The sequence below is a fragment of the Bacillus sp. NEB1478 genome, assembly GCF_031582965.1.
Classification (GTDB): domain Bacteria; phylum Bacillota; class Bacilli; order Bacillales; family Fictibacillaceae; genus Fictibacillus.
Genome location: NZ_CP134049.1, coordinates 1,779,828 through 1,802,307 on the forward strand (window position 1 = coordinate 1,779,828; position 22,480 = coordinate 1,802,307).

Sequence of the window (22,480 nt, forward strand, 5' to 3'; positions counted from 1 at the left end):
TGTTGTTAAACAAAAGCTTTATACATGGAGGAATGCAAATAATGGGTGGATTTTTAATCTACTTTGCCTTTTTACTCATCATCCCTTTATGGGCACAAAGTAGAGTAAAAGGAACTTACAAAAAGTATTCAAAAGTAGCAAATTCTACAGGAAGAACTGGAGCAGAAGTTGCTAGAGAAATATTGAACCAAAATGGATTGTATGATGTTCAAATCGAACCTGTCAGAGGGAGACTTTCAGATCATTATGATCCCCGTTCAAAAGTCGTTCGATTATCAGAGGAAAATTATTATGGAAGTTCGATTGCAGGAGCGGCAGTTGCAGCCCATGAGGTAGGACATGCGATTCAAGATGCTGAAGGGTATGCTTTCTTACGTTTTAGACATGCGCTCGTACCTGTAGCTAACATCGGTTCGAATTTTTCATTTTTATTAATATTGGGTGGTATGCTTCTGCACGCCGCTAATTTATTTTTACTCGGTATCATCTTTATGGGAGCAGCTGTATTATTCCAGCTGATCACCCTTCCTGTTGAGTTCAATGCGAGCAGCAGGGCAATGGATCAAATTGTAGCGACTGGCTTAATCCGCAACAATGAAGAGAGAGGTGCTCGTAAAGTCCTTAACGCTGCAGCGTTAACGTATGTTGCGGGAGCACTTGTAGCACTGCTCGAACTTGCACGATTTATCTTTATGTTTATGGGGATGAATAATGACGATTAAAAAACAAGGCTGTTTTCGTAAACTTTGTTGCTTTTGAAAGAGGTTAATTTCCGTTGCAGTGGCTCGCTTTCCGCGGGGCGGGCGGTGAGCCACATTCGTACGTTTCACTTTTAAGTGTCTCACCTGTCCCACTCGTCCCGCAGGAGTCTCACCCTTCCACTCCAATTAACTATTCAATGAAGAACTTTTAATAATCTCTTTGTAGCAACAATCTTTTAGAAAAGAGCCAAAAACAAAGACTCATTAAGTGTGATAGCACACATTAATGAGTCTTTTTTTCTATCTTCCAATTGGATTTTTATCAGCATCCAGCGTAAAACCCTCGCCGATTACTTCATGAACATCGTTTACTGTTACAAATGCATGCGGATCGATTCTTTCAATAACTTGTTTTAAACGAACGATTTCATTTTTTGCAATTACACAATAAAGAACTTCTCGAAGTTGACCTGTAAAGCTTCCTTTACCGTTTAATATTGTAGCTCCTCTGTCAAGTTCCTTCATGATGTTCGCCGCAATCTCAGCATTTCGTTCAGAAACGATCATAACGGCTTTGCCGGCATATGCACCTTCTTGCATAAAATCAATTACTCTTGCACCGATAAATACAGCTACTAATGTATACATCGCTTCCCGATAGTCAAGATATATAAGAGATACAGCAATCACGACAAAATCAAATGTAAACATCGTTTTTCCCATACTCCATCCCAAATATTTATGACCAAGCCGGGCTATTATATCTACACCGCCAGTAGTGCCTCCGTATCGAAAGATAATGCCTAGACCCACGCCGATGAAAACACCTGCAAATAGTGCTGCGAGTGTCATATCTTTTTTTAGATCGATTGTAATTGAGGAATAATGCTGAAAAATATATAAGAATATAGATACAGCAACAGTACCAATAATCGTATAAACAAACGAATTCTTTCCAAGTAATTTCCATCCTACGAAGAACAGAGGTATATTCAAAGCTAGGTTGGAATAGGAAGGATCAATTGAAAATAAGAAATAGAGGATTAAGGTAATCCCTGTAAAACCGCCTTCTGCCAAATTATTTGTCATGTTAAAATGTACAATGCCGAATGAAAAAATGGCTGATCCCAAAAGAATGAAAAAAATATTTTTGAGTTTGATCGGATAAGTCATATAATGCCTCTTTTCTGTAAAAATGCCAAATGTGTAAAATTCATGCCTTCCTATTATAATCAAAATTCCATGAAATTTGTCAAACTAAAAAAATACCGATAACATAAAGAAAGAGTATCTTTTTCATATATAAGAAATGTACCAGTCTGATCAGGTAGGAGTGAGATATTTGTCAAATCGTACACTAAAAGAAAGTCAGGAAATCGTAGATAAATACATATCACAATTTAAAGAGGGTTATTTTAGTCCCTTAGCCATGCTTGCAAGACTGACAGAAGAGCTTGGTGAACTCGCACGGGAAATTAACCACTATCATGGTGAAAAACCAAAGAAGAATACTGAAGATGCCAACACAATAGAAGAAGAACTTGGCGATCTATTCTTTGTATTAATATGTCTTGCAAACTCATTGGATATTGACATAGATGAAGCACTTACTGCAGTAATGAAAAAATTCAATACACGTGATAAAGATAGATGGACACGTATTGATGAAGAGGAGAAAAACAATGGATAATATAAAAATAATTTTAGCTGGTCCACGCGGTAAAATGGGGCAGGAAGCATTAAAGATGATTGAACAAACTCCGCATTTTGTACTTGCAGCTGCTATTGATTCAAAAAATGATGGGATGCAAGTAAAAGATCTCGATGGATGTCCTTCTACTATAGAAGCACCCGTATATGATGATGCAGAAAATTGTATCCAGTCTGTTGAAGCGGATGTTCTTATTGATTTAACTCGTCCAGACATCGGAAAAAAACATCTTGAGCTGGCATTGAATCATGGTTTAAGAACGGTAATTGGTACAACTGGTTTTAGCAGCGATGACCTTGAAAGGTTATCGGAACTTGCTCATGAAAAGAAAACAGGTGCCATCATTGCTCCAAACTTTGCTATTGGGGCAATATTGATGATGAAATTTTCTCAAATGGCAGCCAAGTATTTGCCAGATATTGAGATTATAGAAAAGCATCATGACCAAAAATTAGATGCACCATCTGGTACAGCATTAAAAACCGCTCAGCTAATTACTGAAGTTCGTCAGCAAAAAACACAGGGCCACCCGGATGAAAAAGAAGATTTACAGGGTGCAAGAGGGGCAGAACTAGAGGGAATAAGAATTCATAGTGTCAGATTGCCAGGTCTTGTTGCACATCAAGAAGTTTTATTTGGCGGTGAAGGGCAGCTGTTAACAATAAGACATGATTCTATGAATAGAACTTCTTTTATGCCTGGTGTTAGGCTTGCGGCTGAAAGTGTTATGAAAATAGAAGGGCTGGTATACGGCCTTGAAAATATTATGGAATAAGAGGGGAAAACATGAGAATAGCTCTTATTGCACACGATAAGAAAAAGAACGACATGATCAATTTTACGGTAGCATATGCTCCTATTCTGAGGGAACATACGCTTTTTGCAACAGGAACAACAGGTTTTAAAATTAATGAAGCAACTAATTTACCGATTAAAAGGTTTCAATCAGGTCCGCTAGGCGGAGATCAGCAAATTGGTGCTCTAATCGCCGAAAACGAACTGGACCTTGTATTGTTTTTTAGAGACCCATTGACAGCACAGCCTCATGAGCCGGATGTTTCGGCATTAATGCGTTTATGTGATGTATATCAAATACCGCTTGCTACCAATGTCGCAAGTGCTGAGTTGTTTATCCGTTCATTAGACCGGGGAGATTTAGACTGGCGAAAAATTATCGATGAAAGAGAGCCGGGTAATTAATGGAACTTTCTAATTGGCTGGCGATAGGTGCACATGCGGATGATGTAGAAATCGGAATGGGTGCAACAATTAAAAAAGAAACAAATAGAGGACGCAATGTAATTATATGTGATCTGACAGAAGCTGAACGGTCATCTAATGGAGATGTTGTGACTCGAAAGAAAGAAGCAGGAAAGGCAGCAGAGATATTAGGAGTATCAAAAAGGATGAACTTAAGGCTTCCTGATCGGGGACTTCATTTAATAGACGAATATATTATGCGCATTGTTACTTGCATCCGTAAGGAGAAACCTGAATATGTATTCGCACCATATTGGGTAGATCGGCATCCCGATCATGGGAATTGTGCAAAGCTTGTGAAAGAAGCTGTATTTTCCGCAGGCATTAAAAAGATCACAGATTTGCAGCAATTACCGGCGCACAAAGTTAAAAAAATGTTTTATTACATGATTAACAGTACCGAAAAACCTTCTCTTTATGTGGATGTAAGCGAAACCTATGCTGAAAAAATAGAAGCTTTAAAAGCGTACCCGTCACAATTCATCAAATCAGAGAACAGCGTGGATACTCCACTGACAAACGGATATATCGAGCGAGTCGAAGCACGTGACCGGTTAAATGGTTTTGATGCAGGTACAGTTTTTGCGGAAGGATTTATTACAGAACAGATATATGTTACAAACCATTTGTAAGGAGAACAATATGAAGTTAAAAATAGGCATCACATGTTATCCTACTGTCGGAGGATCTGGTGTAGTTGCGACAGAACTTGGGAAATTACTTGCTGAGAGAGGACATGAAATCCATTTTATTACGTCTAGTGTGCCCTTTCGTTTAGGAAAGTTTTATCCGAACATTTTCTTCCATGAGGTAGAAGTGAACAATTATTCAGTATTTAAGTATCCACCGTATGATCTTGCTTTAGCTAGTAAGATGGCAGAAGTAGCCAAAAGAGAAAAACTTGATATTCTGCACGTGCACTACGCTGTGCCGCATGCGGTTTGTGCGGTTTTAGCGAAGCAGATGCTTGATGACAATATAAAAATCGTTACTACCCTTCATGGTACAGATATTACAGTATTAGGCTATGATCCTTCTCTAAGTGAAATGATCAAGTTCGGCATTGATAAATCCGATGTTGTTACAGCAGTATCACATCAGCTGAAAGCAGATACTGAAAAGTTATTAAACATAAAGAACAACATTAAACCTGTTCATAATTTTGTAGATGAACGCGTCTATTACAGACGTGAAAATAATCATGAACTGAAAAATACATACGGAATCGGTGATGATGAAAGAGTAATCGTTCACATTTCAAATTTCAGACCAGTTAAACGAATACAAGATGTTATACAATCTTTTGCACATATTAGAAAAGAGATAAAATCAAAATTGCTTTTGATCGGAAACGGGCCGGAATTAACGGTTGCGTGCGAGATGGTCAAAAAGCTCAAAATTGAAGATGATGTCTTATTCTTAGGTAAGCAAGAAAATGTGGGTGAACTGTTTTCAATCTGTGACCTAAAGCTTTTGTTATCTGAAAAAGAAAGCTTTGGTCTCGTATTATTAGAAGCGATGGCTTGCGGTGTTCCTGTAATTGGAACAAACATCGGTGGAATTCCTGAAGTTATCGTGGATAATGAAACAGGCTATTTAGTTGAAGTAGGAAATACGAAAGAGGTTGCCGAAAAAGCGATCGACCTTTTAAATGATGATGAAAAGCATAAACGCTTTGCACAAAAAGCGGTACTGCATGTAAGAGAAAACTTTCATTCTGAAAATATAGTGAATGCCTATGAAGATATATATAACTCTTTAGTAAAGGGTTGAGTTTAATATGAACGGGTTGTTTAAAGAAGCTTCATATTTATTAAACAGAATTGAAGAAAACGGATTTAGAGCTTATTTTGTCGGTGGCTGTGTAAGAGATCACTGGCTGGATAAGCCGATTAAAGATATAGATATTGCTTCAAGTGCAAAACCAGAAGAGATTCAAAGAATTTTTCCTAAGACGATTCCTGTAGGGATAGAGCATGGAACGGTAATCGTAAGGCACAATCACATATCATATGAAGTGACAACTTTTCGGAAAGAAGACAAATACGAAGATTTCCGAAGACCATCTAAAGTTTGGTTCGTATCTGATTTAGAAGAAGATCTCGCCAGACGTGATTTCACTTTTAACGCTATGGCGATGGATAAATCATACAATTTATTTGATCCATTCGACGGAAGAGGGGATTTAGCTAAAAAGCAGATCCGGACTGTCGGTCATCCTGATGAGCGTTTCTATGAAGATCCTCTTCGTCTTATGCGTGCTTGCCGTTTTATGAGTACTTATAATCTGACGATCGAAGAAAAGACGAAAAAAGCCGTTCAAAAGAACGCCCCCTTGCTAAAACGCATCTCTGTAGAACGAATAACAGATGAATTTAGAAAGCTTCTTGAAGGGGAATGGGCCGGTCCTGCATTATCTTTTATGAAGTACGCTGGCATTTTTATGTATCTTCCTTCTCCGGTTGAAGAAAAAACGAAAGGCGATATGCTGGAATTCAATTGGAATTTTCTGCAGGAAATAGAACAAAAGTGGGCAGCTTTTCTTATTTTAGGAGATGTAAAAGATCATAGGGAGTTCTTGAAAAAATGGAAGCTTCCCAATACAGTAATCAATCGTGTGTTAAAAATATTGAATGCTTATAACGTTGATTATTGGACAAAGATGGACGTTTATCGATTCGGACTAGAAACTGCAGTTTTAGGAATTCAATTAAAGTATGCCAATCAGTTAATATCTTATGAAAATCATATACAACGAGTAAAAGATTTAGCTTTGGAAATTCCTATCGCTTCTAGAAATGAAATACCTTTAAATGGAGTCGATATTTTACGTATTAAGCAAGAAACTCCAGGTGTTTGGCTTGGCCAGCTATATGATGAGATGGAAAAAGAGATTGTAGAAGGCAATCTGTCTCTTTCTAAAGACCTGCTTACAGACTGGGTAAGAAAGTGGGAACAGAAATGAAAGAAGCATTATTACATATGCTTACCGTAAATGAAGGACAATTCGTTTCGGGACAGCAAATCAGCGATAAACTGAATTGTTCGCGAACGGCGATCTGGAAGCATGTTTCAGAATTAAGGAAATCGGGATACAGCATTGAAGCAGTTCAAAAAAGGGGTTACCGGCTTTTAACCTCTCCGGACCTCGTAACACCTGAAGAAGTTTCCCTTTATACGGGTGATGGAACATTTGGCAAGAAAGTCACGTATAAACCATCTGTGAGAAGCACACAAGAAATTGCTCACCAGTTAGCAAGAGAAGGTGCGGAAGAAGGGACGATAGTACTTGCTGACGAACAAACAGGAGGCAGAGGCAGACTGGGAAGAGCGTGGCAATCTCCTTCAGGCACCGGAATATGGATGAGCTTAATCATGCGTCCAAAGATTCCACTTCAAAAAGCTCCCCAGTTAACCTTGTTAATAGCGGTAGCCGTTTCTAAAGCGATTGAAAAAGTGACTGGCATTGAAGCTGCCATCAAGTGGCCGAATGACCTGTTGATCAATGGAAAAAAAATATCCGGTATTTTAACAGAGCTGCAGGCAGAAGCTGATTCTATTCATTCTGTCATTGTTGGAATCGGAATGAATGTAAATCAGGAAAAAAAGCATTTTTCTGAAGAAATTATCGATATTGCCACAAGTTTAGCGATTGAGGGAAATCAATCATTTAAAAGAGCTGAGCTCATTGGAGCGGTTTTGAATGAGATTGAAAAGCTTTACAACAATTATTTACAGGACGGATTTAAAGTCATTAAATTATTGTGGGAAGCAAGAGCTTTTAGTTTAGGAAAACGGATTACTGCAAGATCTATTTCAGGTTCGATCACCGGTTATGCACAGGGGATAACGGAGGAAGGCGTTCTGCTTTTAGAAGATGACAATGGTGTTGTCCATTCCATCTATTCTGCAGACATCGAATTTCCTTCTCCTTAAGTGAAGACCGTGATAAAATAAATCCATAGGCGGTATCCATTAGGAACTGCACTAATGAAAGTAGCATCAAAAAACTTTACATGAATATCTGCCTAGATCCAAGAATAGGACCGGGACAGAGGGAGCAAACAAAACAGGCGTCAAGTGATGTTTTCTATGCCTTCTTCCTGTATGGGAGAAGGTTTTTTTGCACTCTGCCCCTGTTAAAAACAGGGAGGAAATATGAAGATGAAAACCACGAAAAGCTTTTTAAACATGAAAGCTGCAGGCGAAAAAATTTCCATGGTAACAGCATATGACTATCCTACTGCTGCCATTTGTGAAAAAGCAGGGATGGATCTCTTATTAGTTGGTGACTCTTTAGGGATGGTAGTGCTAGGGTATGAATCCACTATACCAGTAACGATGGAAGATATGATACATCACACAAAAGCTGTCAAACGCGGGGCGCCAAATACGTTTATCGTTACGGATATGCCGTTTATGACGTATCATGGATCCATTGATGATACGCTGAAAAATGCGAGAAGACTGCTTCAGGAAAGCGGTGCCGCTGCTGTTAAGCTTGAAGGAGGAAAACAAATCATTCAAACCGTTGAAACTCTGACGAATGCAGGTGTTCCTGTAATGGGGCATCTTGGGCTGACACCGCAAATGGTAGGTGTTATGGGCGGTTATAATGTTCAAGCAAAAGAAGAAGCAGAAGCGGAAGCCCTTATAGAAGAAAGTATAGCGTTAGAAAAAGCAGGTGCGTTTGCGATAGTTTTAGAATGTGTACCACAGCAATTAGCACAGATTGTTACAAATAAAGTCAACATTCCTGTGATCGGTATCGGAGCAGGTCAACATACAGATGGTCAAGTATTGGTTTATCACGACATGATCGGCTATGGGTTTCATCATATTCCTAAATTTGTTAAGAGTTATGGAAATGTTAAAGATGTGATGATTGAAGGGCTGAAAAAGTATAAAGAGGAAGTTCAGCAGATGAAGTTTCCTGCTGCAGAACATAGCTTCAACATGAAAACAGAGACACTCGATCGATTGTATGGAGGAGTTAAAGCATGAAAATAGTAAAAAGCATCAAAGAACTTCAAAATCTGATAAAAGTAGAAAAAGCTGCTTCAAAAACGATCGGTTTTGTTCCTACGATGGGATATTTGCATGATGGGCATCTATCATTAATCAATCGGGCAAGACATGAGTCTGATTTCGTTGTTGTAAGTATTTTTGTCAATCCATTGCAGTTTGGTCCAAATGAAGATTTTGACCGTTATCCACGCGATCTGGTTCGGGACACAAAACTTGCGAAAGAAGCCGGAGCTGATCTTTTGTTCTGCCCAGACACAAAAGAAATGTATCCTGAAAAACCGGTAGTTACGGTTAAAGTTCATAGAAGAACGGATGCATTGTGTGGAAAAAGCCGGATCGGCCATTTTGACGGTGTCGCAACTGTCTTGACAAAGTTATTTAATATAGTTACACCTGATAAAGTTTATTTTGGTTTGAAAGACGCTCAGCAAGTAGCGGTTGTTAAAGGGCTTGTAGAAGACTTTAACTTTCCATTAGAAATCATCGGCTGTGAAACGAAACGTGAATCTGATGGTCTTGCGATGAGTTCTAGAAACGTTTATCTAGAAGAAAACGAACGAAAAGAAGCATCGCATCTAAGTTCTGTTTTAAGAAAAGCGCAAACGTGGCTTTTAGAAGACGATAGTGGTGAGACTGAACAAAAAATGATAAAATACTTGGAGGAACAAACGAGCGGAACGATTGAATATTGCAAGATATTATCGTATCCCGAACTTCTTTCTCCAACAGGGTTTGACGAAAAACTAATCATTGCAGTCAGTGTGAGATTTTCCAAAGCTCGTTTGATAGATAATATGATTATAGACAATGTATTAGAGAGAAAAGAGAGTGGGGAAGAATCATGTTCCGTACATTAATGAAAGCAAAAATCCACCGTGCAACGGTAACAGAATCGAATTTAAACTATGTTGGCAGCATTACGATAGACGAAGATATTTTGGACGCTGTCGATATGCTGGCTAACGAAAAAGTTCAGATCGTAAACAACAACAATGGTGCACGTTTTGAAACGTATATTATTCCCGGCAGAAGAGGAAGCGGAGTAATGTGTTTGAACGGAGCGGCAGCAAGACTTGTTCACGAAGGAGATACAATTATCGTGATCTCTTATGCCATGTTTGATGAAGCAGAAGTGAAGAATCATCAGCCAAAAGTAGCGATTATGGATGAAAATAATAAGATTAAAGAAATGTTAGGTGTTGAACCTGAGGCTACTGTTTATTAAAGAGGATAATTAATACTGTTTTAGCCACAGGGGAATGAGGTGAAATGGCTATGTCACGACGATTTGTCGTTATCGATTTTGAAACAACAGGAAATTCCGCAGCAAAAGGAGACCGAATCATCCAGATTGGTGCCGTCGTCGTTGAGGCAGGAAAGATAACGGACAGATTTTCTACGTTTGTCCAGCCAGGCGTACCCATCCCCCCTTTTATTGAACAATTAACGGGCATTAAGGATGAAATGGTAAATGATGCCCCATTGTTTGAAGAGGTGGCCCCAAAGCTCCTTCAGATGTTAGAAGGAGCTTATTTTGTTGCGCATAATGTAATGTTTGATTATTCCTTTTTACAAGGAGAACTCGACCGATGCGGGTATTCGCCGCTATCAATGCCACTAATCGATACAGTAGAACTGTCTAGAATGTTATTGCTTGGAGCGGATGGCTATCAGCTCGGCATGCTTGCAGAGTATCTTGGTCTAGAGCATGAGAACCCTCATCAGGCGGATAGTGATGCGGATGTAACAGCGAAACTGTTAATGCATCTACTCGAGAAGCTTGAAGGTTTGCCACTACTGACTTTAGAACGTTTAACACCATTTTTGAAAAAGCTTCAAAGCTCTATCGAAGATATAATTTCAGATATGATTGCAGAAAAATCTGCCTTTTTAGCTGATGAAGAAACGTTTGATTTTTATCGCAAGCTTGCACTTAAAAAGACCAAACTGGTTACTAAAAAAGAACGGGTTGACGAGAATTCAGGATATGGTGAGGCGGGATCACTCGCTCTTCAAAGTGATCTGAAAAATCATATGTCTCATTATGAGGTTCGGGAAAGCCAGCAAAAAATGGTTGAGCTTGTGGATGCAGCATTGCATACAAATCAGCATCTGGTCGTAGAAGCAGGTACTGGAGTCGGTAAATCACTAGGTTATCTAATACCAGGTGTCCGTTTTGCTAAAGAACAAGATCGTCCATTGATCGTATCAACACATACTGTTCAATTACAGCAGCAGCTGCTGGAGCGTGACGTGCCATTATTGAAAAAGATTATGCCTTTTGACTTCACCGCAACTGTTTTAAAAGGAAGAAATCATTACCTATGTTTGAGGAAGTTTGAACACACACTTCAAGATCATTATGACGACAACTACGATATGAATTTTACGAAAGCACAAATGATTATCTGGCTGACAGAAACAGAGGTAGGGGATGTAGAAGAGCTTTCCATGGCTTCTGGCGGAAAGCTATTTTGGAATACGGTAAAAAGCGATGCAAATTCTTGTTTGAATCATCGCTGCCCTTGGTTTTCGAGATGTTACTATCATAAACAAAGAAGAGCTGCGCATGAATCAGACATTGTAATCACAAATCATGCGCTTCTGTTTACTGATTTGAAATCTGATTCTCAGCTTTTACCTGGTTATAAAGAAGCGGTACTGGATGAAGCGCATCATATCGAAGAAGTTGTCAGTGATCATTATGGAAAAGAAACTGACTATTTCTCATTCTTGAAGCTGCTGGACAGGTTATCAACAACTGAAAGCGAAGGTATGATCAGCACCCTCGCAGAAATGGCCGATCTACATGAAGTGAAAGATCATGAAAAGTATTTATCTGGCTGGGACAGTACATTCGCTGATGTGAAAAATGAATTAGATGAAATGTTTAAACGGATCAAATCAATTTGTCTTGCAAAAGCAAAAAACACACGTTCCGCAGAGTTAACAAAACTGACAACACGCTACACGATGGATGATGTAAATTCAGCCGCTTGGGAGCCTATTCTTGAGATGGGTGAAAGGGCAAGACACTTTATTAACGATTTAACTAAGCCTGTAAAACGGCTGCTAAAAAGTCTGCAAAACTATGAAGAACATTTAACTTTTAAACAAAAGGGATTCTTAGTGGATCTTGAAGGGTTGTTAGATGATCTGCAAGATGAATCATTAGAGCTGCAGCATCTTCTATCTTGTCCGTTATCACAAGAGGTATATTGGCTCGAGGCTGAATCGAAGGGACCAAGACATGCTGTGACCCTGCATGCTAAGCCTGTAGAGATCGACCAGCTTTTAGCAGATGATTTTTTCGGGAGGAAAAACAGTATTATTATGACCTCAGCTACTATGAGTGTCAAAAATAAATTCAGTTATATGATGGAAAGACTCGGTCTGCTCGACTTCGGTCCTATGAACGCACAGCTGCCGTCTCCATTCGAGTATGAAAAACAAGCTAAGCTTATGATTCCTACCGATATTCCGCTTATTAATGAAGTTGATCAAAAAACATTCGTAGACAGAATATCATCTTCACTTTATGATATTGCAAAAGTAACTAAAGGTCGTATGCTAGTACTTTTTACATCATATGAAATGTTAAAAGAGACACATTCTGCTTTTAAGAGCTTAATGAAGCAGGAAGAGTTTGTCTTAATTGCTCAAGGTGTGGATAGCGGGAGCAGGGCGAGGCTGACGAAGAACTTCCAGCGGTTTGATAACAGCATCCTTTTTGGTACGAACAGCTTTTGGGAAGGAATCGATATTCCTGGTGATGATTTATCTTGTCTTGTTATTATCAGGCTTCCTTTTACTCCGCCGGGCCAGCCGGTTATGGAAGCGAAAAGTGAAAAGCTTAAAGCTGCTGGAGGCAACCCATTTTATGATTTGTCATTGCCTCAAGCCATTATACGCTTTAAACAAGGGTTTGGAAGACTAGTTAGAAGTTCAAGAGATAAGGGAGCTGTCTTCGTATTTGATCGTCGAATGATTGAAACAAGGTATGGAAAATCATTTGTTCAATCACTGCCTAAGCTGCCTGTATCTATCAAACCCGTAGACGAACTGGTTGATGAACTAAAAGACTGGATGGACTAAAGGAAAAAGGAGAAGATCATTGCTTCTCCTTTTTTTATTTAGCACTATTTCTAAAAAATTGTTGCTCATAGGTGATATTCGTAAAGACCCTTCATTGACAAGTTGATCGGAGTGCAAGGTGCGGGACTCAGGCTAAGATCAGCGTGGCCGTGTTTTGGAAACAGCCTTTTATTTTTATAGAGAACAACTCGCTATTTTCGCGGTTTCCGAGTACCATTGAGGGAAATTTTCTGCTATAGTAAACAAGGGTAAGAACAATTAGTAGGAGGAAGAACAATGGAAAGTAAAATTGAGGTTCTTTCGACAGTAAAGGTAGATAAGTATAATGATCTATATAAGGTCGTATCAGAATTAAATAAAACATTAAAACATCAGGATTTAATGTTTGGTCTAGCGATCGATGACGAAAATAATGAAAAGATGATTTTTACGATCTATCGCACTTAGAGAGGCTGAAATATGGGAAAAAAGTGGATACTTATCATAGTCGGGATTCTTCTGCTTGCAAGCTGGCAAGCTTATTATGTCTACAATCAAGTTCAAGCAAAACCAGCAAAAAAAGAAGCGGAAGCAGTTGAAATTGCTAAAAGAGAAAAAGGACTTGTATCGATTAAACATGTAGATCACTTTTACAAAAATGAAACGTATTATGTCGTTGAAGGTAAAAATGAACATGGAACAGATATGATCGTCTGGATCGATAAAAAGAAGAAGGTATCTTCAGAGATTGCAAAAGCAGGACTTTCTGAAGGGCAAATGATCAATTATGTAAAGAAAAACTATGGTGCCGAAAAGATAATCGACAGCCGTCTAGGCATGGAAGATGACATCCCTTTATGGGAAGTCATCTTCATCGACAGCGAGGACAGATATACGTATTATTATGGCTACTTTGATACGGGAAAACGATACGAAATTTACCGGTTAAGAGAAACAGAATAATAAACCATCTTTGGAGGGAATATTTCAATGAAGCTAGCAAAACGAGTGGAGGCACTAACACCATCAACAACACTTGCTATAACAGCAAAAGCAAACGCATTAAAGGCAGAGGGCCACAATGTACTTGCACTTGGAGCGGGTGAGCCAGACTTCAATACACCGTTACATATAATAGAAGCCGCATATCAGTCAATGAAAGAAGGACATACGAAATACACTCCTTCAGGTGGATTGCTCCCTCTAAAAAAAGCAATTGTCAATAAATTGAAAAAAGATCAAGGTTTGTCCTATGAAACCTCAGAAATCATTGTTGGAACGGGTGCGAAGCATTCTCTATATTCTTTGTTTCAAGCAATACTGGATGAAGGAGATGAAGTTATCATACCGATTCCTTATTGGGTAAGCTATCCTGAACAAGTAAAGCTCGCAGGAGGCAGCCCGGTATATGTAGAAGGTAAAGAAGAAAATCAATTCAAGATTACAGCAGCTGATCTAAAGAGTGCCGTCACCGATCGGACAAAGGCACTTATCATCAACTCACCGAGCAACCCGACTGGTTCTCTATACACGAAAAAAGAACTGCAGGAGATTGGTGGAGTATGTTTAGAGAACAATATATTGATTGTCTCTGATGAAATCTATGAGAAGCTGATCTACGATGGTACAGAACATACATCGATCGCTGAAATTTCGACGGAACTAAAAGAACAAACGATCATCATTAATGGGTTGTCTAAATCACATTCGATGACTGGATGGAGAATTGGTTTTGCTGCCGGGAACGCGAAGATAATCAAGGCAATGACAAATCTGGATAGCCACAGTACGTCAAATCCAACAACAACATCACAGCATGCAGCAATTGCAGCTTATAACGGACCACAAGAACCTGTTGAAGAGATGAGAACTGCATTTGAAGACCGTTTGAACAAAGTCTATGAAAGATTAATCTCATTACCTGGTGTTGTTTGCGTTAAGCCTAAGGGTGCTTTTTATTTGTTCCCTAATGTAAAAGAAGCGGTTAAATTGACAGGCTATAATTCAGTTGATGAATGGGTTGAAGCTATTTTAGAAGAAGAAAAAGTTGCTCTCGTACCTGGTTCAGGTTTTGGAGCGCCTGATAATGTGAGGCTTTCATACGCAACTTCTCTCGAAACAATAATGGAAGCACTCGATCGAATCGATAGTTTTATCGAACGTCATTCAAAGAAAGATTGATTTTTGTTGAACCGTCGTTCATAATTTTTTGGTAGATATATAGAAACTTGTGGAGGTACATTTTGTGAAAACGACTATTCAAAAGCTTAATGAACACATTGGCAAGACAGTAACTGTTGGGGCATGGCTTGCTAATAAGCGTTCTTCAGGAAAGATCGCATTTTTACAGCTGCGTGATGGAACAGGATTTGTACAAGGTGTTGTCGTGAAAAGTGAAGTTGGAGAAGAGCTTTTCGGTGCTGCAAAAGGGCTTACTCAAGAGTCCAGCCTTTATGTGACAGGTATTGTAAAAGAGGACGAACGCTCTCAGCTTGGAGTTGAACTTGAAGTAACAAATATTGAAGTGCTTCACCAGGCAGTTGACTATCCAATAACGCCAAAAGAACATGGAACTGAATTTTTGATGGATCATCGTCATCTTTGGATTCGTTCAAAAAAGCAGCATAGCATTTTAAAGATCCGTAACGAGATCATACATGCTGTGAACGAGTTCTTCTATAAAAATGATTTTGTAAAAGTAGATCCTCCTATTCTTACAGGGAGTTCTGCGGAAGGAACAACATCATTGTTCCACACAAAATATTTTGAAGAGGATGCATATCTTTCACAAAGTGGACAACTTTACATGGAAGCTGCTGCAATGGCTCTCGGAAAAGTATATTCATTCGGACCAACATTCCGTGCTGAAAAGTCTAAGACTCGCCGTCACTTGATCGAGTTCTGGATGATCGAGCCGGAGATGGCATTTGTTGAACATGAAGAATCACTAGAAATTCAAGAACAGTTCATCTCTCATATCGTTCAGTCTGTATTGAAACGCTGTGAAAATGAGCTGAAGACACTTGGACGTGACGTAACGAAGCTTGAGAATGTGAAAGCTCCTTTTCCACGAGTTTCATATGATGATGCAATTAAGATGCTAAAGGAAAAAGGCTATGATGATATCGAATGGGGTGATGATTTTGGAGCGCCTCACGAAACAGCAATCGCTGAAAGCTTTGATAAGCCAGTATTCATCACCAATTATCCAAAAGACATTAAAGCATTCTACATGAAGCCAGATCCTACCCGTGATGATGTTGTTCTTTGTGCTGATCTGATCGCACCTGAAGGCTATGGTGAAATCATCGGCGGAAGTCAGCGTATTGATGATCTAGCTTTAATGGAACAGCGTTATGAAGAACACGGTCTTACTGACGACGCTTACAAGTGGTACTTAGAGTTAAGAAAATACGGAAGTGTTCCGCATTCAGGATTTGGTCTTGGACTAGAGCGTACGGTTGCTTGGATTTCCGGGGCGGAACATGTGCGTGAAACGATTCCGTTCCCGCGTCTATTGAACCGTTTATATCCTTGATCGTTAAACAAATATGAAATACACCCAAGCTGGCTCTTAAAAGAGTCAGCTTTTTCCGTGCAGCTTATGTATTTTCACATGAAATAGCAGTTAAACCATCAGACAGGATGCGTTGTAAATATGCTATAATGAAGAATAGAGGTGTTGGCAAATGAACGAAAACTTGTTTGAAAAATGGATGTCAGAAGGCTCGATCAGCATACCTAACATGCTTTTAAAATATTATAAAAAAATTGGTTTAACAGATAATGAATGCATGCTTTTTATTCAGCTTCATGTCTCACTTGATTCAGGTAACTACTTTCCGACGCCGCAAGAACTGTCAGATCGGATGACTCTTTCCCATAGTGAGATGGCTTCTATGCTGCGATCATTAATCGGCAGAGGGCTGCTAGGCATGGATCAATACGAAGACATAGAAAAAGGTGTATACTTTGAAGCATACACCTTGCAGCCATTATGGAATAGATTGATGGAAAGCTTAAAAACAGAGGAAACAGTTAAAAAAGAAACGGACAAGAAGCAGCTTGAACAGAATGTATTCGTTTTGTTTGAAAAAGAGTTCGGACGCCCGTTGTCTCCTATGGAGCTTGAAACATTAAAAATATGGATAGATGAAGACAATCAGTCACCCGAGCTCATTCTTACAGCATTAAAAGAATCAGTGCTGTCTGGGAAATTAAATTTTAGATATATTGACCGCATCTTGTTTGAATGGAAGAAAAACGGAATTCAAAGTCCGGAAGCTGCTAAAAAATACGGTGAGAAGTTTCGGGTTAGACAGCTGCAGCAAAAAAGCGGACAGCAAGAAAAACCGAGAAACGACAGCGGTTTGAAAAGACCCGCGTATAATTGGCTGGAATCGTAAATTTTACTATTAAAAAACAGACCTGGACAATGCCGGGTCTTCTTTTTTGATTATAGGAGGAATTTGGACGTGTTAAATAAAGCACAAATACAATTCTGTTTAGAACAAATAGAAGATATGTTTCCAGATGCACATTGTGAGCTAAAGCATTCCAATCCGTTCGAATTGACCATCGCTGTACTTTTATCGGCGCAATGTACAGACGCTTTAGTGAACAAAGTGACGCCGAATCTCTTTGCCAAGTATAAAACCCCGCAAGACTATCTCGATGTATCGCTAGAAGAACTGCAAGATGATATACGTTCGATCGGTCTTTATCGCAATAAGGCAAAGAATATTCAAAAATTAAGCGAATTGCTCCTGACTGATTACGGAGGAGAGATCCCTCAAGACCGTGATGAGCTGACTAAGCTTCCAGGCGTTGGCCGGAAGACAGCTAATGTTGTTGTATCGGTTGCATACGGTGTTCCTGCAATTGCTGTTGATACACATGTAGAACGTGTGTCGAAAAGACTTGGAATATGCAGATGGAAAGATTCGGTCTTACAAGTGGAAGAAACTTTGATGAAAAAGATTCCGAAGCCTTTATGGGGTGCAACACACCATCGACTCATATTCTTCGGGAGATATCATTGTAAAGCTCAAAATCCAAATTGTCCTGAGTGTCCTCTCCTTTCTATTTGCCGTGAAGGTAAGAAAAGGATGAAAGTGAGGGAAAAGCTTGGTAAATAATCCGCTCACTTTTGAAGAGAAGGCAGAAATCGTATCAGCCGTGTTTAAAGAATGGAAAGAGGCTTCTCCAATAATTGCAGATTTCTTTAGGCAAAGAGATCGAGAAAGTGCTACGAAGCCGATGATTGTTCAGTCAGAAAAATTCCTTCAAACACTTTTTTTGGTGAATTGCAAGCAGATAGATGAGAATCTAACCAATTGGAAAGCGCAGATAAGTGCTTTTGAACATTTACCTGTTAATGCAGTTGAACGTTTATTTTTTATATTTGAACAGCCAGATCATTACCAATCGTATATTCAATTAAGTGAATTGTTTTCAGAATGGGAAAAGAAAAGTGTCATATTAATGAGGCGAAAAACATAAAGACAAGGTCTGTGGACATATGATGAAGCATGAGACGTCAAGGAGGGGTAGCATGCAGATTCATGTAGTTAAACGAGGTGATTCTCTTTGGAAACTATCTCAGTTCTACAAATTGCCTTGGCAGGAGATAGCGACAGTCAACAGATTGACTCAAAATGATCAGCTTACAGTGGGCCAAACACTATTTATACCTACACCATTCTCGTATACGGTTCAGCCAGGGGATACTTTACTCGTAATCTCTAAAAAAATCGGTGTCCCAATAACTGAACTTCAACAAGCAAATCCTGGAGTATCAGACTCGTCACTCCACGTTGGCTTAGTCTTAAATGTTCCAGAACGGCAAAAGAAAACCATTCTGACAAACGCGTTTGCTGAGCCTGTGCCAAAAGCAAGAGTGAATTTTGCAGCTGCTGCAAAAGCTTTAACGTATACAACGATATTCAGTTATGAAGTTAACGAAAAAGGGGAGCTAAAACCTCTTGATGATGATGACTTTATAAAAGAGATCAAGAACAAAAATGTAAAACCTCTGATGGCGATTACGAACATTAAAGATGGGGAATTTAGTGAGGAAGCTGGAACTGCAATCTTAACAAATGAGAGTGTCTCAAACCAGCTCATTGAAAATTCGATTGCGATGATGAAAAAAAAAGGTTTTGAAGGCATATCTGTAGATTTTGAGTTCCTAGGCAAAAAAAATAAAGAAGCATACAACAATTTTTTAAAGAAAATAACAAAAGCGATGCACGAAGAAAAATACATCGTCCTTACCGCTGTAGCTCCAAAAATCAGCAGCACTCAAATTGGCGAGTGGTATGAATCACATGATTATAAAGCCCATGGAGAGATCGTGGATTACGTAATTTTAATGACGTACGAATGGGGATTCAGCGGCGGACCTCCAATGGCGGTCAGCCCAGTGCCATCCCTCAAAAAAGTACTGGATTATGCAGTTACTGAAATCGATCCTAAAAAAATACTTATGGGAATCAATCTATATGGATATGATTGGAAGCTGCCCTATAAAGAAGGCGGAGAATTTGCAAAAGCTCTGAATCCTGTTCAGGCAATTCAACTGGCAGGTAAAAGAAAAGCTGCTATATTGTACAATAACAAAGATGAAGCTCCGTATTTTACGTATTGGGGTAAGGACAAAAAAGAACATATCGTGTGGTTTGAGGATTTAAGAAGTATGAAAGCGAAGTTTGATATTGTTGATCAATACGGTTTTGCAGGAGTAAGCTTTTGGAACTTGTCATTTGGCTACCCAGTCTTTTGGAATTACTTAATCGATCGCTACACCATAAAATAGTGAAGATGACCTATATTTTAGGTCATCTTTTATTAAAACAAGCCCCAGCGAAGCCAGGGGCTTGTTTTTATGCTGCATACAGAAAACACGAGCTGCATATGAAAATACGAGCGCTATATGAAAAATACGTCCTATCTCATATTACTTTCTATTTTTTACAATTAACAACCAAAAAAAAGACTGACAAAATGAAATGTCAGTCCTTTTTTACATTTATTGATTTAATGGCGGTACTTGAAGACCTTCGCCTTCCCGCTGCTTTTCTTTGCGGTTTTGGTTGCCTTGGTCACCTTGATTAGGCGGTGTGCCAGGTTCACCTTGACTAGGAGGTGTACCTGGCTCTGTTCCAGGTTCCGTACCTGGAGTGCCGGGTTCACCTTCTCCAGGAGGAGTGCCAGGTTCACCCTGACCAGGTGGTGTACCAGGTTCACCTTGACCGGGAGGAGTTCCTGGCTCCTGAGTGCCCTCAGGAGCTGCAATCGTGATCGAAGTTTCAGCCGGTTCACTTTGTGTATTGCTTTCACTATCGACCGCAATGACTTGGAATGTGTATTTACCTGGGGCAGGGGTAGGGACAGCAAATTTTGTATCATTAATAGTCGCTCTTTCCTGCATCGGTCCATCGTTATAGCTCGCTAGAACTTTAAATGTTATACCATCTTTTTTCTTATACTTCCAATCCACTTGAATTTCGTTCTTCTTATCATCGAACTTGGCTTTTAATCCTTCGATCGTTGCTGGTTTATCAAACTTGTCACTAACTTCAGGCAGTTTTGAACCTTTAACGAACAACTCTCTGATCTTATCTGAAGCAGGTGTGTACTCACTTGCGCGTTTTCCAGTTCCTTTTTCAAGAACTACTTCTTGAACGGATTTTGGTTTCTTAAAGCCAGTATTTTTATGGTTTAATTCTTTCATAATGTCGCGGAAAATCTGTTTTGAATAATCGTCTTTTGCATTATCCAAGTACAGGGCATTTCCTTCGTCATCTTGAATATGTTCATACCCGGTCCATACTGCAGCTGAATAGGTGGTTGTGTAACCTGCCATCCAGGCGTCTTTCGTGGCTTTGCTCGGTATGCCATATTTATCTCTCTCATTTTTATCATAGTTTGTCGTTCCCGTTTTTCCGGCAATATCCAAGCCGCTGACATTTGCTTGCGTACCTGTTCCTCTGTCCAGAACGTCTCTTAGCATATCTGTAATCATATAAGCTGTGTAATCTTTCATGGCAGCTTTAGGTTCACTGTCGACTTCTATCACACGACCGTCAGGGAACTCAATTTTTCGAATGGTTGTCGGTGTGCTGTATAATCCGCCATTCCCGAAAGCTGCATATGAACCAGCTAGTGTAAGAGGAGATATTCCTTTGTTAAAACCGCCAATTGCATAAGACGGATAAGTTGTACTTGGATCAAGGCTAAAGCCAAGTCCATTAGCAAATTCAGTAGCTTTATCTGCGCCGATATCTTGGAATGTTCGAATAGCTGTTGTATTCTTCGATTCTACAAGTGCTTGACGCATCGTAATATTTCCAGCGTTTTTGTCATCATGGTTGTTAATCGTTACGTCATCAAGTTTGACAGGTTCATCTTTTAAAATATGACCCGTGCTCCATTGTTCGTTTTCGATAGCTGGACCGTAATCCAGAATAGGTTTAATCGTTGAACCCGGCTGGCGTTTAATCCGAGAAGAGAACTGATTGCTCAGCTGGACACCGCGTCCGCTGCCGATCGCCCGGATAGCGCCTGTTTTTGTGTCAACAATCGCAACACCAGATTGCAAGTATTTATTCTCGTTCTCAAGTTTCGCTCTAAGTACATCTTCTGTAACTTGCTGAGCTTTCGTATCCAAGTTCGTATAGATCTTTAACCCTGCTGAGAAAATATCAACATCTTCCATACCGTCAATTTTCTTTACATCATCCATTACTTGTTTTAAATAAGCGTCATAGGGACGAGTTTCAGAGTTTATTGTTCCTTGATGAATTCTGTCTTTTACGGAAATGCTTTTCGCTTTTTCTGCCTCTGCTTTTGTAATGAAGCCATGTTGAGCCATTAAATTCAAGACAACATTACGGCGCTGTTCAGCAGCTTTCGGGTTTCGAGTAGGATCATAATAGCTTGGTGCTTTTGGCAGACCGGCTAACAGTGCTGCTTCATCGAGTTCGAGTTCATCAATATCTTTATTGAAGTATGTTTTGGCTGCTGTTGCTACACCATAAGAACGGTTTCCAAAAAAGATTTTATTTAAGTACATCTCTAGAATCTGATCTTTCGAATACTTATTTTCGAGCTGATAAGCTAAGTACGCTTCACGGATTTTACGTGTCAGTGATTTTTCGTTGGTCAACACAGTGTTTTTGATAACCTGCTGAGTGATCGTACTTGCACCTTCAGCGCCGAAACCATGTGTTACGTTTGCTAAAGCTGCACCAAAAATACGTCTGACATCGACCCCGTGATGTTTGCGGAAACGAACATCCTCTGTGGCGATAAAGGCATTCTGAACATTATCAGGTATTTCATTTATATTTACTCTGATTCGTTTTTCTTGGCCTGAAAATAAAGAAACTTGTTCATCATTCATATCTAGTATTTTGGATGAAACAGGCGTCTCCAGTTTTTTGGGGTCTAGTTTAGGTGAGGTTACTGCGATTGCAGCAATTGATAATACACCTAAAATACCTAAAATAAGTACAAGCAAGAGGAGTGTTTTCTTCCAATTGCGTTTTGGATTCTTTTTCTTTTTTGCCGGTTTCGAGCCTTCAGACGATTGTCTTCGCTCCACACGGCTTCGGTAATCTTTTGACATTGTTTTACCAACCTTTCAACTTCGTAAAAAAAGCTAACATAATCAATATTCGTGACTCGTTCATGGTTTATGAAC

22 protein-coding genes are annotated in these 22,480 nt (G+C 39.4%); 20 read left to right on the top strand and 2 right to left on the bottom strand.

Annotation, left to right across the window (positions count from 1 at the left end; genetic code table 11):
- Nucleotides 1-41: 41 nt before the first annotated feature.
- Nucleotides 42-722 carry a zinc metallopeptidase gene (locus RGB74_RS08775; RefSeq protein ID WP_310762602.1) on the top strand — a complete coding sequence of 227 codons (681 nt, stop codon included), beginning with the start codon at nucleotides 42-44 and terminating at the stop codon, nucleotides 720-722.
- 279 nt (nucleotides 723-1,001) lie between these two features.
- Here RGB74_RS08775 and RGB74_RS08780 read toward each other — a convergent pair whose 3' ends face one another.
- Entirely contained in the window at nucleotides 1,002-1,874 is an 873-nt protein-coding gene (locus RGB74_RS08780) for a YitT family protein (RefSeq protein ID WP_310762603.1), read from the bottom strand.
- Nucleotides 1,875-2,010: 136 nt separating this feature from the next.
- Here RGB74_RS08780 and RGB74_RS08785 point away from each other — a divergent pair, with 136 nt between their 5' ends.
- The 19 genes from RGB74_RS08785 to RGB74_RS08875 all read left to right on the top strand — a co-directional run bounded on the left by RGB74_RS08785 (nucleotide 2,011) and on the right by RGB74_RS08875 (nucleotide 19,591).
- Nucleotides 2,011-2,391, top strand: a complete 381-nt coding sequence (locus tag RGB74_RS08785; protein ID WP_310762604.1) for a nucleotide pyrophosphohydrolase — start codon at nucleotides 2,011-2,013, stop codon at nucleotides 2,389-2,391.
- On the top strand, nucleotides 2,384-3,187 hold the full coding sequence (dapB, locus tag RGB74_RS08790; RefSeq protein ID WP_310762605.1) for a 4-hydroxy-tetrahydrodipicolinate reductase: 804 nt from the start codon (nucleotides 2,384-2,386) through the stop codon (nucleotides 3,185-3,187). Before RGB74_RS08785 ends, dapB begins: the two co-directional genes overlap by 8 nt.
- An 11-nt stretch (nucleotides 3,188-3,198) precedes the next feature.
- Nucleotides 3,199-3,612: a methylglyoxal synthase gene (gene mgsA / locus RGB74_RS08795; protein WP_310762606.1), complete on the top strand. Its 414-nt coding sequence runs from the start codon at nucleotides 3,199-3,201 to the stop codon at nucleotides 3,610-3,612.
- Nucleotides 3,612-4,304, top strand: a complete 693-nt coding sequence (bshB1, locus tag RGB74_RS08800) for a bacillithiol biosynthesis deacetylase BshB1 (RefSeq protein WP_310762607.1) — start codon at nucleotides 3,612-3,614, stop codon at nucleotides 4,302-4,304. The genes mgsA and bshB1 overlap by 1 nt, the downstream gene beginning before the upstream one ends.
- 10 nt (nucleotides 4,305-4,314) lie before the next feature.
- Nucleotides 4,315-5,445, top strand: a complete 1,131-nt coding sequence (gene bshA / locus RGB74_RS08805; protein WP_310762608.1) for an N-acetyl-alpha-D-glucosaminyl L-malate synthase BshA — start codon at nucleotides 4,315-4,317, stop codon at nucleotides 5,443-5,445.
- Nucleotides 5,446-5,452: 7 nt separating this feature from the next.
- The gene (locus RGB74_RS08810) at nucleotides 5,453-6,637 is read left to right on the top strand and encodes a CCA tRNA nucleotidyltransferase (RefSeq protein WP_310762610.1); all 1,185 of its coding nucleotides are present in this window, start codon (nucleotides 5,453-5,455) and stop codon (nucleotides 6,635-6,637) included.
- Nucleotides 6,622-7,608 (top strand): biotin--[acetyl-CoA-carboxylase] ligase, encoded by a 987-nt coding sequence (locus tag RGB74_RS08815; protein ID WP_310762611.1) that lies wholly within the window; start codon nucleotides 6,622-6,624, stop codon nucleotides 7,606-7,608. Before RGB74_RS08810 ends, RGB74_RS08815 begins: the two co-directional genes overlap by 16 nt.
- Before the next feature lie 228 nt (nucleotides 7,609-7,836).
- A complete protein-coding gene (panB, locus tag RGB74_RS08820; RefSeq protein ID WP_310762612.1) occupies nucleotides 7,837-8,676 on the top strand; it encodes a 3-methyl-2-oxobutanoate hydroxymethyltransferase in 840 nt (279 codons plus the stop codon).
- Nucleotides 8,673-9,557: a pantoate--beta-alanine ligase gene (gene panC, locus RGB74_RS08825; protein WP_310762613.1), complete on the top strand. Its 885-nt coding sequence runs from the start codon at nucleotides 8,673-8,675 to the stop codon at nucleotides 9,555-9,557. Before panB ends, panC begins: the two co-directional genes overlap by 4 nt.
- On the top strand, nucleotides 9,542-9,925 hold the full coding sequence (gene panD, locus RGB74_RS08830; protein ID WP_310762614.1) for an aspartate 1-decarboxylase: 384 nt from the start codon (nucleotides 9,542-9,544) through the stop codon (nucleotides 9,923-9,925). The genes panC and panD overlap by 16 nt, the downstream gene beginning before the upstream one ends.
- Nucleotides 9,926-9,969: 44 nt before the next feature.
- Nucleotides 9,970-12,795: an ATP-dependent DNA helicase DinG gene (dinG, locus tag RGB74_RS08835; protein WP_310762615.1), complete on the top strand. Its 2,826-nt coding sequence runs from the start codon at nucleotides 9,970-9,972 to the stop codon at nucleotides 12,793-12,795.
- 276 nt (nucleotides 12,796-13,071) lie between these two features.
- On the top strand, nucleotides 13,072-13,242 hold the full coding sequence (locus RGB74_RS08840) for a YpmA family protein (RefSeq protein ID WP_310762616.1): 171 nt from the start codon (nucleotides 13,072-13,074) through the stop codon (nucleotides 13,240-13,242).
- Nucleotides 13,243-13,254: 12 nt separating this feature from the next.
- A complete protein-coding gene (locus RGB74_RS08845; protein ID WP_310762617.1) occupies nucleotides 13,255-13,737 on the top strand; it encodes a cell wall elongation regulator TseB-like domain-containing protein in 483 nt (160 codons plus the stop codon).
- A 27-nt stretch (nucleotides 13,738-13,764) separates the two neighbouring features.
- Nucleotides 13,765-14,955 carry a pyridoxal phosphate-dependent aminotransferase gene (locus RGB74_RS08850; protein WP_310762618.1) on the top strand — a complete coding sequence of 397 codons (1,191 nt, stop codon included), beginning with the start codon at nucleotides 13,765-13,767 and terminating at the stop codon, nucleotides 14,953-14,955.
- Between the two features lie 64 nt (nucleotides 14,956-15,019).
- Nucleotides 15,020-16,312, top strand: a complete 1,293-nt coding sequence (gene asnS, locus RGB74_RS08855) for an asparagine--tRNA ligase (RefSeq protein WP_310762619.1) — start codon at nucleotides 15,020-15,022, stop codon at nucleotides 16,310-16,312.
- Between the two features lie 151 nt (nucleotides 16,313-16,463).
- Nucleotides 16,464-17,180, top strand: coding sequence for a DnaD domain-containing protein (locus RGB74_RS08860; RefSeq protein WP_310762621.1), 717 nt, complete (start codon nucleotides 16,464-16,466; stop codon nucleotides 17,178-17,180).
- Between the two features lie 69 nt (nucleotides 17,181-17,249).
- On the top strand, nucleotides 17,250-17,912 hold the full coding sequence (gene nth / locus RGB74_RS08865; RefSeq protein ID WP_310762622.1) for an endonuclease III: 663 nt from the start codon (nucleotides 17,250-17,252) through the stop codon (nucleotides 17,910-17,912).
- Nucleotides 17,902-18,276, top strand: a complete 375-nt coding sequence (locus tag RGB74_RS08870) for a YpoC family protein (RefSeq protein ID WP_310762623.1) — start codon at nucleotides 17,902-17,904, stop codon at nucleotides 18,274-18,276. Before nth ends, RGB74_RS08870 begins: the two co-directional genes overlap by 11 nt.
- A 52-nt stretch (nucleotides 18,277-18,328) precedes the next feature.
- A complete protein-coding gene (locus RGB74_RS08875; protein WP_310762624.1) occupies nucleotides 18,329-19,591 on the top strand; it encodes a glycosyl hydrolase family 18 protein in 1,263 nt (420 codons plus the stop codon).
- A gap of 213 nt (nucleotides 19,592-19,804) precedes the next feature.
- Here RGB74_RS08875 and RGB74_RS08880 read toward each other — a convergent pair whose 3' ends face one another.
- Nucleotides 19,805-22,405: a PBP1A family penicillin-binding protein gene (locus RGB74_RS08880; RefSeq protein WP_310762625.1), complete on the bottom strand. Its 2,601-nt coding sequence runs from the start codon at nucleotides 22,403-22,405 to the stop codon at nucleotides 19,805-19,807.
- Nucleotides 22,406-22,480 lie beyond the last annotated feature (75 nt).

What these genes read in the sequence shown, in the direction of transcription:
- bshA (WP_310762608.1), top strand. Translation starts at nt 4,315, where the DNA reads ATGAAGTTAAAAATAGGCATCACATGTTATCCTACTGTCGGAGGATCT.
- RGB74_RS08780 (WP_310762603.1), bottom strand. Translation starts at nt 1,874, where the DNA reads ATGACTTATCCGATCAAACTCAAAAATATTTTTTTCATTCTTTTGGGA.
- RGB74_RS08860 (WP_310762621.1), top strand. Translation starts at nt 16,464, where the DNA reads ATGAACGAAAACTTGTTTGAAAAATGGATGTCAGAAGGCTCGATCAGC.
- panB (WP_310762612.1), top strand. Translation starts at nt 7,837, where the DNA reads ATGAAAACCACGAAAAGCTTTTTAAACATGAAAGCTGCAGGCGAAAAA.
- panC (WP_310762613.1), top strand. Translation starts at nt 8,673, where the DNA reads ATGAAAATAGTAAAAAGCATCAAAGAACTTCAAAATCTGATAAAAGTA.
- RGB74_RS08850 (WP_310762618.1), top strand. Translation starts at nt 13,765, where the DNA reads ATGAAGCTAGCAAAACGAGTGGAGGCACTAACACCATCAACAACACTT.
- mgsA (WP_310762606.1), top strand. Translation starts at nt 3,199, where the DNA reads ATGAGAATAGCTCTTATTGCACACGATAAGAAAAAGAACGACATGATC.
- panD (WP_310762614.1), top strand. Translation starts at nt 9,542, where the DNA reads ATGTTCCGTACATTAATGAAAGCAAAAATCCACCGTGCAACGGTAACA.
- bshB1 (WP_310762607.1), top strand. Translation starts at nt 3,612, where the DNA reads ATGGAACTTTCTAATTGGCTGGCGATAGGTGCACATGCGGATGATGTA.
- RGB74_RS08810 (WP_310762610.1), top strand. Translation starts at nt 5,453, where the DNA reads ATGAACGGGTTGTTTAAAGAAGCTTCATATTTATTAAACAGAATTGAA.
- RGB74_RS08880 (WP_310762625.1), bottom strand. Translation starts at nt 22,405, where the DNA reads ATGTCAAAAGATTACCGAAGCCGTGTGGAGCGAAGACAATCGTCTGAA.
- dinG (WP_310762615.1), top strand. Translation starts at nt 9,970, where the DNA reads ATGGCTATGTCACGACGATTTGTCGTTATCGATTTTGAAACAACAGGA.
- RGB74_RS08840 (WP_310762616.1), top strand. Translation starts at nt 13,072, where the DNA reads ATGGAAAGTAAAATTGAGGTTCTTTCGACAGTAAAGGTAGATAAGTAT.
- dapB (WP_310762605.1), top strand. Translation starts at nt 2,384, where the DNA reads ATGGATAATATAAAAATAATTTTAGCTGGTCCACGCGGTAAAATGGGG.
- RGB74_RS08845 (WP_310762617.1), top strand. Translation starts at nt 13,255, where the DNA reads ATGGGAAAAAAGTGGATACTTATCATAGTCGGGATTCTTCTGCTTGCA.
- RGB74_RS08775 (WP_310762602.1), top strand. Translation starts at nt 42, where the DNA reads ATGGGTGGATTTTTAATCTACTTTGCCTTTTTACTCATCATCCCTTTA.
- RGB74_RS08785 (WP_310762604.1), top strand. Translation starts at nt 2,011, where the DNA reads ATGTACCAGTCTGATCAGGTAGGAGTGAGATATTTGTCAAATCGTACA.
- RGB74_RS08875 (WP_310762624.1), top strand. Translation starts at nt 18,329, where the DNA reads ATGCAGATTCATGTAGTTAAACGAGGTGATTCTCTTTGGAAACTATCT.